Source organism: Bosea sp. Tri-49 (assembly GCF_003952665.1).
Classification (GTDB): Bacteria; Pseudomonadota; Alphaproteobacteria; order Rhizobiales; family Beijerinckiaceae; genus Allobosea.
Genome location: NZ_CP017946.1, coordinates 2,629,882 through 2,643,052, shown reverse-complemented (window position 1 = coordinate 2,643,052; position 13,171 = coordinate 2,629,882). Strand labels below are relative to the sequence as shown.

Below are 13,171 nucleotides of genomic sequence, written 5' to 3'. Positions count from 1 at the left end.
TCAGAAGGCTGCGCGAGTTCCGCAGCTTAGAGCCAAAACCGAGTTCCCCATGCCCCAGACTGCCATCGACCTCGTGCATCTGTCCCGCCAGACCGGTGGCGATGCCGAGTTGGAGCGCGAGCTGCTGACGCTGTTCGCGCAGCAATGCGCTCGCCATTTGCGCGCCATCCATGGCGGTGACGCCAATGTCCGCCGCGATGCCGCTCACACCCTGAAAGGGGCTGCCCGCGCGATCGGCGCCTGGCAGGTAGCGGAAGCCGCCGACCGGATCGAGCAGCAGCTCGGCCAAGCCGGCACGGCGCCGCGCGAAGACGCGCTGGACGCCCTGACGCTTGCCGCGGCCGAGGCGCGCGCGGTGATTTCCCGGCTCGACTGCGCGGCCTGACGCCGCAGCACTGAAGGCTGCGGGCAGTCGATATCGGCGTTTCGTCCGCCTTCGAAATCCTCTAGAGACGAACTGCCCGCAGGCTTTCGCTTGCGGGCGACGTTCCTCCTGCGAACCTGCCAGTGCGCCGCCAAGGAAGCCCGGCCGGTTCCTCCCGACCGCGCCAGCCGCGCAGCCGCCGCAAGGCGCGCCGGAGTCCACGATGCCGAAGATCACTTACATCGACGCCCAGGGCACCAGCCGCACGGTCGAAGGCGAGGCGGGTTCGACCGTGATGGAGGTCGCGGTGCGCAACGGCGTGCCGGGCATCGAGGCGGAATGCGGTGGCGCCTGCGCCTGCGCCACCTGCCATGTCTATGTCGACGAGGCCTGGGCCGAAAAGGCCGGCCATGCCGAGCCGATGGAAGAGGACATGCTGGACTTCGCCTTCGATGTCCGTCCGAACTCGCGCCTGTCCTGCCAGATCAGGGTGCGTGACGAACTCGATGGCTTGATCGTTCGCACGCCGGCCCGCCAGGGCTGAACTCCCAACAGCTTGGTTTTCTACTCGGCCGGCGCCGCTGCCCGGGCGGTGAACGTCGTCTCATGGCCGGCGGCCGGATGGCGCGGCACCAGCAATGACAGGCTGAGCGAGACCGTGGCCACCGCCGCCCCGATATAGAAGACGATCGCCGGATCGCGCAGCCAGATCAGGCCGAAGGTGATCGGCAGGAACACCGCAGCGATGTGATTGATGGTGAAGGCGACCGCCGAGGTCGGCGCGATGTCGGCGGGGTCGGCGATCTTCTGGAAATAGGTGCGCTGTGCCAGCACGAGCGTGAAGAAGACGCCGTCGATGACGAAGAGGCCGCCGGCGACGAGCGCGCCCGCCGCGCCGAACTGGCCGTGGCTGGCCAGCGCATAACCGATGAAGACGGCGATCAGCGAGATATTCTCGAGCTGGATCGTCGCGCGTTCGCCGATCTTGCCGACGAGATTGCCGAGCAGCGGGCCGGCGAACATGTTGATGCCATAGGTCACGAGCAGCAGCGTCGCGGTCGCGGCGACGTCGTAACCGAAGCGCTCGACCAGCAGGAAGCCGCCAAACGCCATGAAGATCTGCCGGCGCGCGCCCGACATGAAGGTCAGGGCGTAATAGAGCCAGTAGCGCTTGCGCAGCACGAACCCCTTGTTCTGCGGAACCACGCCCTGGAAGCTCGGGAAGAGCACCATGGCGGCCGCGGTCAGCGCCATGGTGACGAGGCCGGCTCCGAGGAAGATATGGACATAGCTCGGCTGCCACAGGCGCCAGATCAGCGCGATCGAACCGAAGGCGATGAGCTGCGCCACCGCCGAGGCGCCGGCGATCTTGCCGAGCAGCCGCGGCGCCTCCGACTTCGGCAGCAGCTGCAATTGCAGCGATTGCTGCGCCGTCTCGTAATAATGGAAGCCGAGCGACATGATCATCGTCGTCAGCAGGAGCCCGCCGAGGCTGGGGAAATAGCCGGTCAGCGCCACGCCGAGGCCGAGGGTTAGCAGGCTGAGATAAGCCAGCACCTGCTCGCGCATGATCCAGAACAGGATGATGGCGGTGAAGGCCAGGAAGCCGGGAATCTCGCGGACCGATTGCAGGATGCCGATGTCCTGCCCGGTGAAGCCGGCCGCTTCCTTGGCGAAGTTGTTGAGCAGCGCGCTCCAGCTGGCGTAGCCGAGCCAGTTGAGGAAGGCGAGCACCATCAGGAAGGCGGCCGGAGAGGCGAGCAGGCCCGTGCGTGGCGGCGGAGAGGCGGCTTCGGTCATCGGTCCACCCCAAAAGAACGCACGGCGCAACGCGCGGCGGCGGACTGTCGGGTTCCCGGGCGCCGCCGTCAAATTCCCTCGGCTTCTGGCCGGCATGCGTTGGCCTGATTGATCGATCGCAAGGACGGTGGCCCACCATCACGCGATAATCGCGTTGTTGGAGCCTCTCGCGACGACGCGACGCTCTTCCCTTCGGGGATTGTGCTCCGACATAGTGTGAAGGCGTCGGTGCCGATCGTTCGACCATGCCTGGCCGGGCGGGCCACGCCGGAGGAGGATGCGATGTACAAATCGATTCTGGTGCCCGTCGATCTCGCCGAGGCCGAATTGGCAGCCCCTGCCATTACTGCGGCCGAGTCATTTGCCATCGCGTCCGACGGCACGATCAGGCTGGTCTTCGTGCGTTCACTGGTGCCGATCACCTACATGGAATTCGTGCCTGCCGACTTCGACGCGGGCCAGCAGGCGGAATCCGAAGCCAAGCTCGCCGAGATCGCCGCCAAGGTGAACCTGCCGGCCGAGCGCGTCTCGGCCAAGGTCCTGGTCGGCTCTGTCCATGGCGAGGTGCTGGCCGAGGCCGATGCCAGCGGCGCCGACTTGATCGTCATCGGCTCGCACGAGCCCGGCATACTGGCCTATGTGATCGGCTCGAACGCCTCGACCATCGTGCGCCGGGCGAAATGCTCGGTGCTGGTGGTCCGGTAGCCCTGAGGCGGCATAGCTCGCCAAGTCAGTTGCTTCCGAAAATCGGGAACCTCCCGGCATCGCCGCAGTTGAAGCTCTGCGCCGCAATTCGGGAGGACGTTGTGAGTATCCTTTGGACGATCATTATCGGATTTTTGGCGGGTGTCGTCGCCAAGTTTCTGATTCCGGGGCCAAATGAGCCCTCGGGGTTTGTGCTGACGACGATTCTCGGGATCGTCGGAGCGTTCGTCGCATCCTATCTCGGGCAGGCGCTCGGCTGGTACGCGCCCGGCGAGGGGGCGGGGATCATCGGGGCCATCGTCGGTGCGATCGTCGTCCTGATGGTGTGGGCGTTTCTTTCAAAGCGCGGAAACGCCGCCTAGGCCTGCTCAATCAGGCTAGCTTCCAACTCGCCAGGAGAGATTTCATGAGTGAGAACCGCCTGCCGTCCATGACGGCCCTCCTCGGGCTGCTGGCCATCGCCGGCTATCAGAACCGGGACAAGATCGCAGAGTGGCTCGGGCGCGCGAAGGAGCCAGGAACCGCGGCTGCACCGTCATCCGGCATGCCTCCCGAGGCGGGCGGTATCCTGGGCGGCGTGCTCGGAGCCGGCGGAATCGGCGGCCTGCTGAACGGCGGGCTGGGCGAGCTTCTCGACCGGTTTAAACAGGCCGGCCAGGCCGAAAAGGCCGATTCCTGGGTTCGTCAGGGGCCAAATCAGGATGTCGCGCCCCAGGAACTCGAAACCGCCATCGGCCCCGACGTCATCGATGCCCTGGTCCGCCAGACAGGTCTCTCGAAAGAGGAACTGCTCTCGCGCCTGTCGCGGCAACTTCCCGAAGCCGTCGACCGCTATACGCCGGAGGGTAGGCTCGGCACCGCTGGCGCCTGAACCAGTTCCTGGCCGCCGGCGTGATCAACCCGGCTGGCGGCCCGGGACGAGATCGTCCGGCACCTCGCCGGCGGCGAGTTCCCGCGGCCGGTTGAGCTTGATCATCGGCCAGACCTGCCAGAACGAGGCAGCCGCGAGCACGAGCCCCAGTCCGGCGGCCGCAGTGGCGCCCTGCTGGAAAGCGCGCAGGCTGAAAAAGGTCAGCATGACCATCGCGCCGCTGCCGGCGAGCGCCAGTGCCAGCCAGAGCAGATAGGGGTTGCCGGCGAGGAAGCGCGCTTTCGGATTGGCACGCACGATCGCGGCGGATAGCGCCGTGACGAAGGCGTGGTAGCGCGTATCGTCGCGATCGATGTCGGTCAGCGAGCGCCAGGACAGGTTTCCGAAGGTGATCGTTCGACCGTCGCTCAGGCGCAGCTGGGTCCGGAAGCCCTTCGACGAGACATTGCTGGGCGCGTAGATGAAGCGCACCTGCTCGACGGCGGACAATCTGACCTGATCGACCTTGCGGGTCGAGTCGACCTCCAGCGTGTCGCCCTTCAGCCGATAGGCGATCTCGAAGCCGATCGGCCGCGGTCGTTGGCGCCAGAAGGGCAGGGTGGTCTCGTCGTCGGTTTGCATGGCGCGAAGCTCTAGCCGTCATTCTCGGGGAGAGCAAAGCGCAGACCCGAGGATCTCCTGAAGGAGATATTCGGGACGAGCCCGAGCATGACGAGCCAGTCGGCTACCGCGTCAGCGCCTTCATCGCGCCGTCGAGGCCGTCCAGCGTCAGCGGGAACATCCGCCCGCCCATCAGCCCGCCGATCTGTCGGATCGACTGGGTATAGCCCCACAGATGCTGCTGCACGGGGTTGAGCCAGACCGATTTCGCGAAGCGCTCCGTCAGCCGCCGCACCCAGACCTCGCCGGGCTCCTCGTTCCAGTGTTCGACCGAGCCGCCGGGCATCGCGATCTCATAGGGGCTCATCGAGGCGTCGCCGACAAAGACGAGGCGGTAATCGGCCGGATATGTGCGCAGCACGTCGAAGGTTGGGATCACCTGGTCGTGGCGGCGCCGATTCTCCTTCCAGACCCGCTCATAGGGGCAGTTGTGGAAGTAGAAGTGCTCGAAATGCTTGAACTCAGCCCGCGCTGCTGAGAACAGCTCTTCCGCAAGCTCGATATGCCAGTCCATCGAGCCGCCGACATCGAGAAAGAGCAACACCTTGACGGCGTTGTGCCGCTCGGGCCGGAGCTTGACGTCGAGATAGCCGTGCTTGGCCGTCTCGGTGATGGTCTGGTCGAGGTCGAGTTCCTCGGCTGCGCCGGTGCGGGCGAACTTGCGCAGGCGGCGCAACGCGATGCGTAAATTGCGAACGCCCAGTTCGCGCGTGTCGTCGAAATCCTTGAACTCGCGCTTGTCCCAGACCTTCACCGCCCGGAAATTGCGGTTCTTGTCCTGGCCGATGCGCACGCCTTCGGGATTGTAGCCATAGGCGCCATAGGGCGAGGTGCCGGCGGTGCCGATCCATTTCGAGCCGCCCTGATGGCGGCCCTTCTGCTCGGCGAGGCGTGCTTTGAGCGTCTCGAGCAGCTTGTCCCAGCCAAGTGCCTCGATCTGGGCCTTTTCCTCGTCGGTCAGGAACTTCTCGGCGAGCTTGCGCAGCCACTCTTCGGGAATGCCGACCTGCTCGAACGCCTCGCCAAGCGTCTCCATGCCCTTGAAGACTTCGGCGAAGACACGGTCGAAACGGTCGAGATGGCGCTCGTCCTTCATCAGGCATGTGCGGGCGAGATAGTAGAATTCGTCGACGCGGTGTTCGGCGAGATCGGCCTCGACGCCTTCGAGCAGCGCGAGATATTCGCGCAAGGTGACCGGGACCTTGGCGGCGCGCAGATCAGTGAAGAGGCGAAGGAACATCGCGCTACTGTGGCCAGCAGCGCCTCGGGGTCAAGCCGCGGCGGCCTGGAGCCCGTTCCGGTCAGCGTGCGACGCGAGCTGACGGGTCGAATAGGGTACAAAAAGTAAGAGCCGGATCCGATCAGATTGAATTCGATCTGATCGGATCCGGCTCTGGTCCGTCAAGGCTTAGGCGACGGCGTCGGCCAGATCCTTGGTGACCTTGAACTTCACGACCGTCTTGGCCGGGACCTTGATCGTCGCGCCGGTCGACGGGTTGCGGGCCTCGCGGGCTTCGCGCTTGGAAGCGGCGAGCTTGCCGATACCGCCGAGCGTCACGTCGCCGCCGGACTTCAGGGTCTTGGCGACAACGCCGGCGAGCGAGCCGAGGATGGCCGAGACGTCGGTCTTGGTCTTGCCCGTCTCATCCGCAATCGCGGCGATCAGTTCGTTCTTGGTCATGAAAACCTCCTGAGACCAATGATGCTTAAATTGACGCCGTGCCGAGCCCCGGAGGGTTCCGACACGTCGCGGCGAATCGACGCAATCGCGCACGAGCCCGCCATTTGACACGCTTGCCGACGGAACACGACGGCAGCGACCGTACATACGCACAGCAATCGGCTTCGTTCCTGTCAAAAGCCGCGAAATTGCGGCGGTTTTCACCAGCTTTGTGGAGCGATTGACAAGTTCCTTCGAATTATTTGAAGCTTGAAATAATTTAGGGGAGCGGAACAGGCATGAAGGCCATCATCATCGGCGGCGGCATCGGGGGGCTGTCACTGGCCCTGATGCTGCATGCGCGCGGCATTGCCGCGACCGTCTACGAGCAGGCGAGCGAGATCCGCGAGATCGGCGTCGGCATCAACACGCTGCCGCATGCCATTCGCGAACTGGCGGAACTGGGCCTGCTACCGGCGCTCGATGCGGTGGCGATCCGCACGCGCGAACTGATCTACATGAACCGCTTCGGCCAGACCGTCTGGCGCGAGCTGCGCGGCCTTCACGCCGGTGCGCCAGTACCGCAGTTCTCGATCCATCGCGGCCGACTCCAGGGCGTGATTCGCGACGCCGTGATCGAGCGGCTTGGTCCGGATGCGATTCGCACCGGCCGGCGCCTGCAGGGCTTCCTGCAGGACGAGGGTGGCGTGACCGCCCATTTCGCCGATGCCAAGCTCGGCGAGGGCGGCGAGACGGCGCGTGCCGATATCCTGATCGGCGCCGACGGCATCCACTCCACGGTGCGTTCGCATTACTTCCCGAACCAGGGCGGGCCGCGCTGGAACGGCGTTCAGATGTGGCGCGGCGCCTGCGACTGGTCTGCCTTCCTCGACGGCGAGAGCATGATCATCGCTGGCGGCATGGCCGGCAAGCTGGTGCTTTATCCGATCGCGGAGGGTAAAAAGCCGGGGATGCGCTTGACCAACTGGGTGGTCAATGTGCGCACCGGCGATCCCTTGAAACCGCCGCCGAAGGAAGCCTGGTCGAAGGCTGGTCGGCTCGAGGACGTGCTGCCCTTTGCCCGGCGCTTCACGGTGCCCGGCGTCGATATCCTCGCTTTGATCAAGGCGAGTGGCATCTTCTGGGAATATCCGATGTGCGATCGCGATCCGCTGCCGCGCTGGACGCACGGCCGGGTGACGCTGCTCGGCGACGCCGCCCATCCGATGTACCCGGTCGGCTCCAATGGCGCCTCCCAAGCGATCCTCGACGCACGCTGCCTCGCCGACCTGCTGCTCAAGGCCGAACACCCACGCCATGCGCTCGCGGCCTATGAGGCGCAGCGCCTGCCGGCGACCGCCGAGATCGTCGCGATGAACCGGGCCGGTGGCCCGGAGCGCGTGATCGATGCGGTCGAGGCGCTGGCGCCCAACGGCTTCGACGATGTCGAGCGTGTCCTGCCCTATGGCAAGCGCGAGCAGATCGTGAACGCCTATGCCGGCAAGGCCGGCTTCTCGGCGGCGCAATTGGCGAAGCGTTGAACGATCAGGGCTGCTCTGCCCGCACCAGCGGCGCGATCCGGTCGATCCGGTTGGTCCAGATCCCGGGAATCGGCCGCTTGAGGGCAGCCAAATCCTCGGCCCGGTCGATCCCGGCCGAGCCGTCGCCGCCGACCAGCGGACCGGCGACGATGACCTCGCTGCCGGCGGCGCGCATGCGGGCTGTGAACCGCGCCGGCCAGCCCCAGATCCAGCGCGTGTAGTTGGACGGGATCAACAGCAGCTGCCGTTCGCAGGACTGCGGCGTGACACCGGCCCAGCCCAGTGCGAGGTGGTGGATCAGGCAGCGCTTCTCTGCCGCTTTGGACATGGTGCGCAGGGTCGGAATGCGTTCACGCAGCGCCGCGATCGGCCGGTCGCCGCCATAGGCCATCAGCAGCGCGAGCTGCGCCGGCGGGAGCTTCAGGAGGCGTTCGGCGAGCAGTTCGCCTTCGCGCGGATCGTTGCTTTTGACGTTGATCAGCAGGCGCCGATCTGGAAAGCGCGCCAGGACCTCGTCCAGCGACGGCATCAAGCCGACGCCCTTGCCGCGAAACGGATAGGTCTTGCCGCTATCGGCCGTGTAGCCATGGCCGATGTCGAGTGCCTTGAGCTCGGGCAGCGTCTTCTCGCGGGCGACGCCCGCGCCATTCGTTCGGCACTCCAGCGTCCAGTCATGGATCACGGCGAACTGGCCATCGGTGGTCGGGTGGATGTCGAGCTCGACGATGTCCGCCCCTGCCGCAAAGGCCGCCTCCATCGAGGCGAGGGTGTTCTCAAGATAGGGGTGTTCCGGCGGGTTGATGCGGCTCGCTGTGCAGGTCGTGTCGGTAACGCCGCCTGGCGGGTAGGTCTGAGCCAGGCCGCGATGCGCCAGCAGGACGGGACGGTCCGTCGTCGCCGGCGCCAAAAGCGAAGTGTTCTGCACAAAGGCCGTGACGCCCAGAACCGCGGCTACAGTGCCCGCAGCGAGCCAGAATCGTTTCATTGCTATCCCCTCAAAGAGGGGGGATGTCTGAATCGAAAGCCGGCAAAATTCGGCCGGAACTCAGGCGCCTTCCGTCAGCTCGACGATGCGCGCCTTGAGCGTCGCATTCTCCTGTTCGAGTCGGCGCAGGCGCCGCACCAGATCGAGCGGAACAGGTGCATCATCCTGCTTTGCGGCGGCGGCAAAGGAGACACCGATGCGCTCACTATCGCGCCAGCGGCTGCGCACCATTCGGCTCTCGCGCTTGAGCGGGAAATAGAGCTCGAACAGCTCGGGCACGACGACGCTGTTCGGAAAGACCAGCAGCGCCCCGTCTTCCGACAGGTTCCTGACGGTACAGTCCAGCGTCGACTGGCGCTGGTTGAAGATGACCTTGCCGCCGATCAGCGTCCGGTTGCGCGCGGAACGGCGGCGTTCGGTGAGAATGGTGGCGGTGGGCATCGGCCTGACCTTGTTCTAGCTCAGGTTGAAACAATGCCCGGGAATGCTCTTGGTTGCAGCAGTAAGCTTTGCTTAACCTTAACTGCGCCGCGACACGCTCAGGCCCCTTCGGGCGGCGGCGGCAGGAAGTCGATCTCGTAGCGCGCTGCGAGGGCGACGACCTCGGCCGGGTTCTGCTCCTGCATTGAATGGATCGCCCAGAACAAGTCGTAGAGCCGGCCCGTGGGCGCGACCCAGAACAGGCACTTCACGGCTGAATCGCTTTTGTTGAACAGCCCGTGCGGGATGTTGCGAGGCAACTTGATCAGGTCGCCGGGCAAGGCATGCGACTCCTGGCCGTCGAGCACGAGATCGAGCCGGCCCTCGAGCAAGTAGATGAACTCATCCTGGGTCGGGTGGATGTGCGGCGGCACGAAGGTGCCGGGCGGGAAGGTGGCGTGCCAGGAGAAGCTGTCCTCGCTCAGCATCTTCGGCACATAGGTCTGGCCGAGGATGTTCCAGGAGATCGCGTCGATCCCCTCATTGGCCTTGGTCACGCCTGCGGTCAGCGGTTTCATGGTCGATCTCCTTCTCAAAGGTGGAGGAAGCGGTCCTTGACCGCGCTGTCGCTGCGCAGATCGTCGCTGCTGCCGCGCCAGGCGACGCGGCCCTTCTCCAATACGACATGCCGGTCGGCGATCCTGGCGAGCGCGTCGACATTCTTGTCGATCACCAGGATCGACTCGCCCTCGGCCTTGAGCGCCGCGAGGCAGGACCAGATCTCCTGCCGGATGATCGGCGCCAGCCCCTCGGTCGCCTCGTCGAGGATGACGAGCTTGGGGTTGGTCATCAGGGCGCGGCCGATCGCCAGCATCTGCTGCTCGCCGCCGGAGAGCTGGTTGCCGCGATTGGCCTTGCGTTCCCTCAGGCGTGGCAGGAAGGCGTAGACGCGCTCAAGCGTCCAGCGCGGCGCGCCGAAACGGCTGGCGGCGGTGGCGATCAGGTTTTCTTCGACGGAGAGCGTCGGGAAGACCTGCCGTCCTTCCGGCACCAGCCCGATGCCGGCCTGCGCCAGCTGGAAGGGTGCGCTGCCGGTGAGGTCGACGCCGCCGAAGCTGACTCGCCCGGCGCGCGGCCGGATCAGCCCCATGATGGCGCGCACCGTCGTGGTCTTGCCCATGCCGTTGCGGCCGAGCAGGGTCACGACCTCGCCGGCACCGACCGCAAGATCGACGCCGAACAGGATCTGCGCCTCGCCATAGCCGGCATCGAGATTCTCAACGGTGAGCATCAGCCCTCCTCGCCGAGATAGGCTTCGCGCACGGCGGGATCGGCCCGGACGACAGCCGGATCGCCCGAGGCGATGACACGGCCATAGACCAGCACGCTGACCGTGTCGGCGAGCGCGAACACCGCCTCCATGTCGTGCTCGACCAGCAGCATGGCGTAGCGCCCCTTCAGGCTCTTGAGCAGGCCGATCAGCCGCTCGCCTTCCTCCTTGCCGACGCCGGCGAGCGGCTCGTCGAGCAGGATTGCCGCTGGCTCGAGCGCCAGCGCCATGGCGATCTCCAGCGCCCGCTTCTCGCCATGCGACAGGCTGCCGGCCGGGACATGGGCGCGCTCCGACAGGCCGACCGCATCCAGCGCGGCGCGGGCAGGGCGGTTGAGGCGCTCGTCGCTGGCGGCATTGCGGAAGAAGGACAGCGGATGGCTCGCCTTGGCCTGCACGCCAAGCGCGACATTCTCCAGCGCCGAGAGCGAGGCGATGGTCGAGGTGATCTGGAAGGTCCGTGCGAGGCCGTGGCGGGCGCGCTTCTCGGCGTTGAACGCCGTGACGTCCTCGCCGCGGAAGTGGATCGTGCCGTCGTCCGGCGTCAGCATGCCGGAGATCTGGTGGACAAGCGTGGTCTTGCCGGCGCCGTTCGGGCCGATCAGTGCATGCAGTTCGCCCGGCGCGACGGCGAAGCTGACGCCGTCGGTGACCTTCAGTGCGCCGAAGGACTTGCGCACACCGTCGAGGACAAGAACCGGCTCAGCCATGACGTGAGCCCAGCTTGCGCAGCATCCCGACGATGCCGCCGCGGGTGAACAGCACGAACAGGATGATCAGCGGCCCGAAGATGGCGCGCCAGTGCTCGGTCAGGTGCGAGAGCGCGTCCTCGGCGATCAGGTAGGCGATCGCGCCGATGATCGCGCCGTGCAGCGAGCCGACGCCGCCGAGCACCACCATGAAGATCAATTCGCCCGAGCGCTGCCACGACATGAAGGCCGGGCTGACGAATTCGGTGTGGTTGGCGAGGAAGAAGCCGGAGAGCCCGGCCAGCATGCCGCTGATCACATAGGCGACGAGGCGCACGCGGGTGACGTCGAAACCGGTGACGCTGACGCGGGTCGGATTCTCGCGCGCCGCCCTGAGCACCCGGCCGAAGCGCGAGGCGACGAGGCCGCGCACCAGGAGATAGGCGCCGCCGAGCGCGATCAGAACGCTGTAGTAGAACGAGGTCCGGCTCGCGAACGGCTTGAAGCCGAGGAGCGTGCTCTTCTCGTAGAGCGTCAGCCCGTCATCGCCGCCATAGGCCGAGAGCGCCTGCGCCAGGAAATAGACCATCTGGCCGAAGGCGAGCGTGATCATGATGAAGGCGACGCCGCGCGTGCGCAGGCAGATCGCACCGGTGATTGCGCCGAAGAGGGCGCATGTGACGAGGATCACCGGCAGGATCACGAGCGCCTCGCTCCTGCCCTCGGTGATCATGATGCCGGTGACATAGGCGCCGATGCCGAGGAAGGCGGCATGGCCGAAGGAGACGAGCCCGCCGACGCCGAGGATGAGGTCGAGCGAGAGCGCGGCGATGGCGAAGATCAGCGCCCGCGTCAGCAGAGCGAGCCAGCCGGCCGGCATGCCGAGCGAGACGGCGAGCGGCGCCAGCGCCAGCAGCAGGAACAGGATGGCCGGCAGCAGCACCTTGGCGCGCTCGCGCGGCGGCGCGACGCTGGTGACCTCGGCTGTCGTCGTCGCCGAGCTCATGTCCGGCCTCGCGCCGGCAGCAGGCCTTCCGGCCGCACGAACAGCACCACCGCCATCAGGAGGTAGATCAGCATCGAGGACAGGGCCGCGCCGGTCGCTCGCGCCGAGGGGGCGCTCATGAACAGCCGGAGCAGGTCGTTCATGAAGGAGCGGCCGAGCGTGTCGACCAGGCCAACGATCAGCGCCGCGACGAAGGCGCCGCGGATCGAGCCGATGCCGCCGATGACGATGACGACGAAGGCGAGGATCAGCACGGTGTCGCCCATGCCGGGCTCGACCGAGAGGATCGGCGCCGCCATCGCCCCGGCGAAGCCCGCCAGCATGGTGCCGAAGGCGAAGACGATCATGAACAGCTTGCGGATGTCGACGCCCAGCGCCGAGACCATCGGCGCATTGGAGGCGCCGGCGCGCAACAGCATGCCGGTGCGGGTTTTCTCGACGATGAACCAGAGCAGGGCGCCGACCGCTAGGCCCGAGCCGATCAGGGCGAAGCGATAGGTCGGGTATAGGATGCCGTCCATCAGCGCGACATTGCCGGTGAGGAACGCCGGCAGCGGCACGGAGAGGGGGGCGGCCCCCCAGACTATCTTGACGCCCTGGTTGAGCAGCAGGATCAGCCCGAAGGTCGCCAGCACCTGGTCGAGATGGTCGCGTTCATAGAGGTGGCGGAAGACCAGGAATTCGAGCGCAAGGCCGAAGACGAGCGCTGCCGCCAGCGCCAGCACGAGGCCGAGCACGAAGGAGCCGGTCAGCGCGACGAAGGTCACGGCGAGATAGGCGCCGAGCATGTACTGCACGCCATGCGCCAGGTTGATGAAGTCCATCACGCCGAAGACAAGCGTCAGCCCTGCCGCCACCAGGAACAGCAGGATGCCGAACTGCAGCCCGTTCAGGATCTGGACGATGAGGAGGCCGGTGGTCATTACTGGTTCGCGATCGGCTGTCCGGAAAAAGCGCGGGGAACCCTCTCCTGTAAGGAGAAGGCAGGGTGAGGTGTAGGCCGACGGACCAGCGCCGCTAGCGCTGACGGCGTGGTCAGGTTCAGGCCAGTGATTTCGCTACGAACACCTCACCCCTACCCCTCTCGCTGATCTCGAGTTTACACGAGATCAGCATCTTAGAGTGTCGAAGTCGGTAGAC

The 13,171-nt window shown here is 66.1% G+C and carries 17 protein-coding genes; 6 read left to right on the top strand and 11 right to left on the bottom strand.

Features of this window, described 5'->3' with window-relative positions:
- The first annotated feature begins 49 nt into the window (after positions 1 to 49).
- Together BLM15_RS13015 and BLM15_RS13010 are read left to right on the top strand one after the other, a co-directional pair.
- Positions 50 to 385: an Hpt domain-containing protein gene (locus BLM15_RS13015; RefSeq protein WP_126113152.1), complete on the top strand. Its 336-nt coding sequence runs from the start codon at positions 50 to 52 to the stop codon at positions 383 to 385.
- Between the two features lie 202 nt (positions 386 to 587).
- A complete protein-coding gene (locus BLM15_RS13010; protein ID WP_126113151.1) occupies positions 588 to 908 on the top strand; it encodes a 2Fe-2S iron-sulfur cluster-binding protein in 321 nt (106 codons plus the stop codon).
- Between the two features lie 20 nt (positions 909 to 928).
- On the opposite strand, the gene BLM15_RS13005 is transcribed toward BLM15_RS13010, so the two are convergent.
- On the bottom strand, positions 929 to 2,164 hold the full coding sequence (locus tag BLM15_RS13005; RefSeq protein WP_126113150.1) for an MFS transporter: 1,236 nt from the start codon (positions 2,162 to 2,164) through the stop codon (positions 929 to 931).
- A gap of 282 nt (positions 2,165 to 2,446) precedes the next feature.
- On the opposite strand from BLM15_RS13005, the gene BLM15_RS13000 reads away from it, so the two are divergent.
- The 3 genes from BLM15_RS13000 (at position 2,447) to BLM15_RS12990 (ending at position 3,740) form a co-directional block, all read left to right on the top strand.
- Positions 2,447 to 2,869 (top strand): universal stress protein, encoded by a 423-nt coding sequence (locus BLM15_RS13000; protein ID WP_126113149.1) that lies wholly within the window; start codon positions 2,447 to 2,449, stop codon positions 2,867 to 2,869.
- A gap of 101 nt (positions 2,870 to 2,970) precedes the next feature.
- The gene (locus BLM15_RS12995) at positions 2,971 to 3,231 is read left to right on the top strand and encodes a GlsB/YeaQ/YmgE family stress response membrane protein (RefSeq protein WP_126113148.1); all 261 of its coding nucleotides are present in this window, start codon (positions 2,971 to 2,973) and stop codon (positions 3,229 to 3,231) included.
- A gap of 44 nt (positions 3,232 to 3,275) precedes the next feature.
- Positions 3,276 to 3,740 carry a YidB family protein gene (locus BLM15_RS12990; RefSeq protein ID WP_126113147.1) on the top strand — a complete coding sequence of 155 codons (465 nt, stop codon included), beginning with the start codon at positions 3,276 to 3,278 and terminating at the stop codon, positions 3,738 to 3,740.
- 24 nt (positions 3,741 to 3,764) lie between these two features.
- On the opposite strand, the gene BLM15_RS12985 is transcribed toward BLM15_RS12990, so the two are convergent.
- The 3 genes from BLM15_RS12985 to BLM15_RS12975 form a co-directional block, all read right to left on the bottom strand.
- Positions 3,765 to 4,361 (bottom strand): hypothetical protein, encoded by a 597-nt coding sequence (locus tag BLM15_RS12985; protein WP_126113146.1) that lies wholly within the window; start codon positions 4,359 to 4,361, stop codon positions 3,765 to 3,767.
- 103 nt (positions 4,362 to 4,464) lie between these two features.
- On the bottom strand, positions 4,465 to 5,640 hold the full coding sequence (locus BLM15_RS12980; protein ID WP_126113145.1) for a vWA domain-containing protein: 1,176 nt from the start codon (positions 5,638 to 5,640) through the stop codon (positions 4,465 to 4,467).
- Between the two features lie 168 nt (positions 5,641 to 5,808).
- Entirely contained in the window at positions 5,809 to 6,081 is a 273-nt protein-coding gene (locus BLM15_RS12975; protein ID WP_057190077.1) for an HU family DNA-binding protein, read from the bottom strand.
- A gap of 278 nt (positions 6,082 to 6,359) precedes the next feature.
- Between BLM15_RS12975 and BLM15_RS12970 the strand changes: the two genes are divergently transcribed.
- Positions 6,360 to 7,601 carry a flavin-dependent oxidoreductase gene (locus BLM15_RS12970; RefSeq protein ID WP_126113144.1) on the top strand — a complete coding sequence of 414 codons (1,242 nt, stop codon included), beginning with the start codon at positions 6,360 to 6,362 and terminating at the stop codon, positions 7,599 to 7,601.
- Between the two features lie 4 nt (positions 7,602 to 7,605).
- On the opposite strand, the gene BLM15_RS12965 is transcribed toward BLM15_RS12970, so the two are convergent.
- From BLM15_RS12965 to BLM15_RS12935, 7 genes are all read right to left on the bottom strand, one after another.
- The gene (locus BLM15_RS12965; protein WP_442859457.1) at positions 7,606 to 8,592 is read right to left on the bottom strand and encodes a glycerophosphodiester phosphodiesterase family protein; all 987 of its coding nucleotides are present in this window, start codon (positions 8,590 to 8,592) and stop codon (positions 7,606 to 7,608) included.
- A gap of 54 nt (positions 8,593 to 8,646) precedes the next feature.
- Positions 8,647 to 9,027 carry a PilZ domain-containing protein gene (locus tag BLM15_RS12960; protein WP_126113142.1) on the bottom strand — a complete coding sequence of 127 codons (381 nt, stop codon included), beginning with the start codon at positions 9,025 to 9,027 and terminating at the stop codon, positions 8,647 to 8,649.
- A 98-nt stretch (positions 9,028 to 9,125) separates the two neighbouring features.
- Positions 9,126 to 9,584 carry a cupin domain-containing protein gene (locus BLM15_RS12955; protein WP_126113141.1) on the bottom strand — a complete coding sequence of 153 codons (459 nt, stop codon included), beginning with the start codon at positions 9,582 to 9,584 and terminating at the stop codon, positions 9,126 to 9,128.
- 14 nt (positions 9,585 to 9,598) lie between these two features.
- Positions 9,599 to 10,297: an ABC transporter ATP-binding protein gene (locus tag BLM15_RS12950; RefSeq protein WP_126113140.1), complete on the bottom strand. Its 699-nt coding sequence runs from the start codon at positions 10,295 to 10,297 to the stop codon at positions 9,599 to 9,601.
- On the bottom strand, positions 10,297 to 11,046 hold the full coding sequence (locus BLM15_RS12945) for an ABC transporter ATP-binding protein (protein WP_126113139.1): 750 nt from the start codon (positions 11,044 to 11,046) through the stop codon (positions 10,297 to 10,299). The genes BLM15_RS12950 and BLM15_RS12945 overlap by 1 nt, the downstream gene beginning before the upstream one ends.
- Positions 11,039 to 12,031 carry a branched-chain amino acid ABC transporter permease gene (locus BLM15_RS12940; protein ID WP_126113138.1) on the bottom strand — a complete coding sequence of 331 codons (993 nt, stop codon included), beginning with the start codon at positions 12,029 to 12,031 and terminating at the stop codon, positions 11,039 to 11,041. The genes BLM15_RS12945 and BLM15_RS12940 overlap by 8 nt, the downstream gene beginning before the upstream one ends.
- Entirely contained in the window at positions 12,028 to 12,954 is a 927-nt protein-coding gene (locus BLM15_RS12935; protein WP_126113137.1) for a branched-chain amino acid ABC transporter permease, read from the bottom strand. The genes BLM15_RS12940 and BLM15_RS12935 overlap by 4 nt, the downstream gene beginning before the upstream one ends.
- Positions 12,955 to 13,171: the final 217 nt, after the last annotated feature.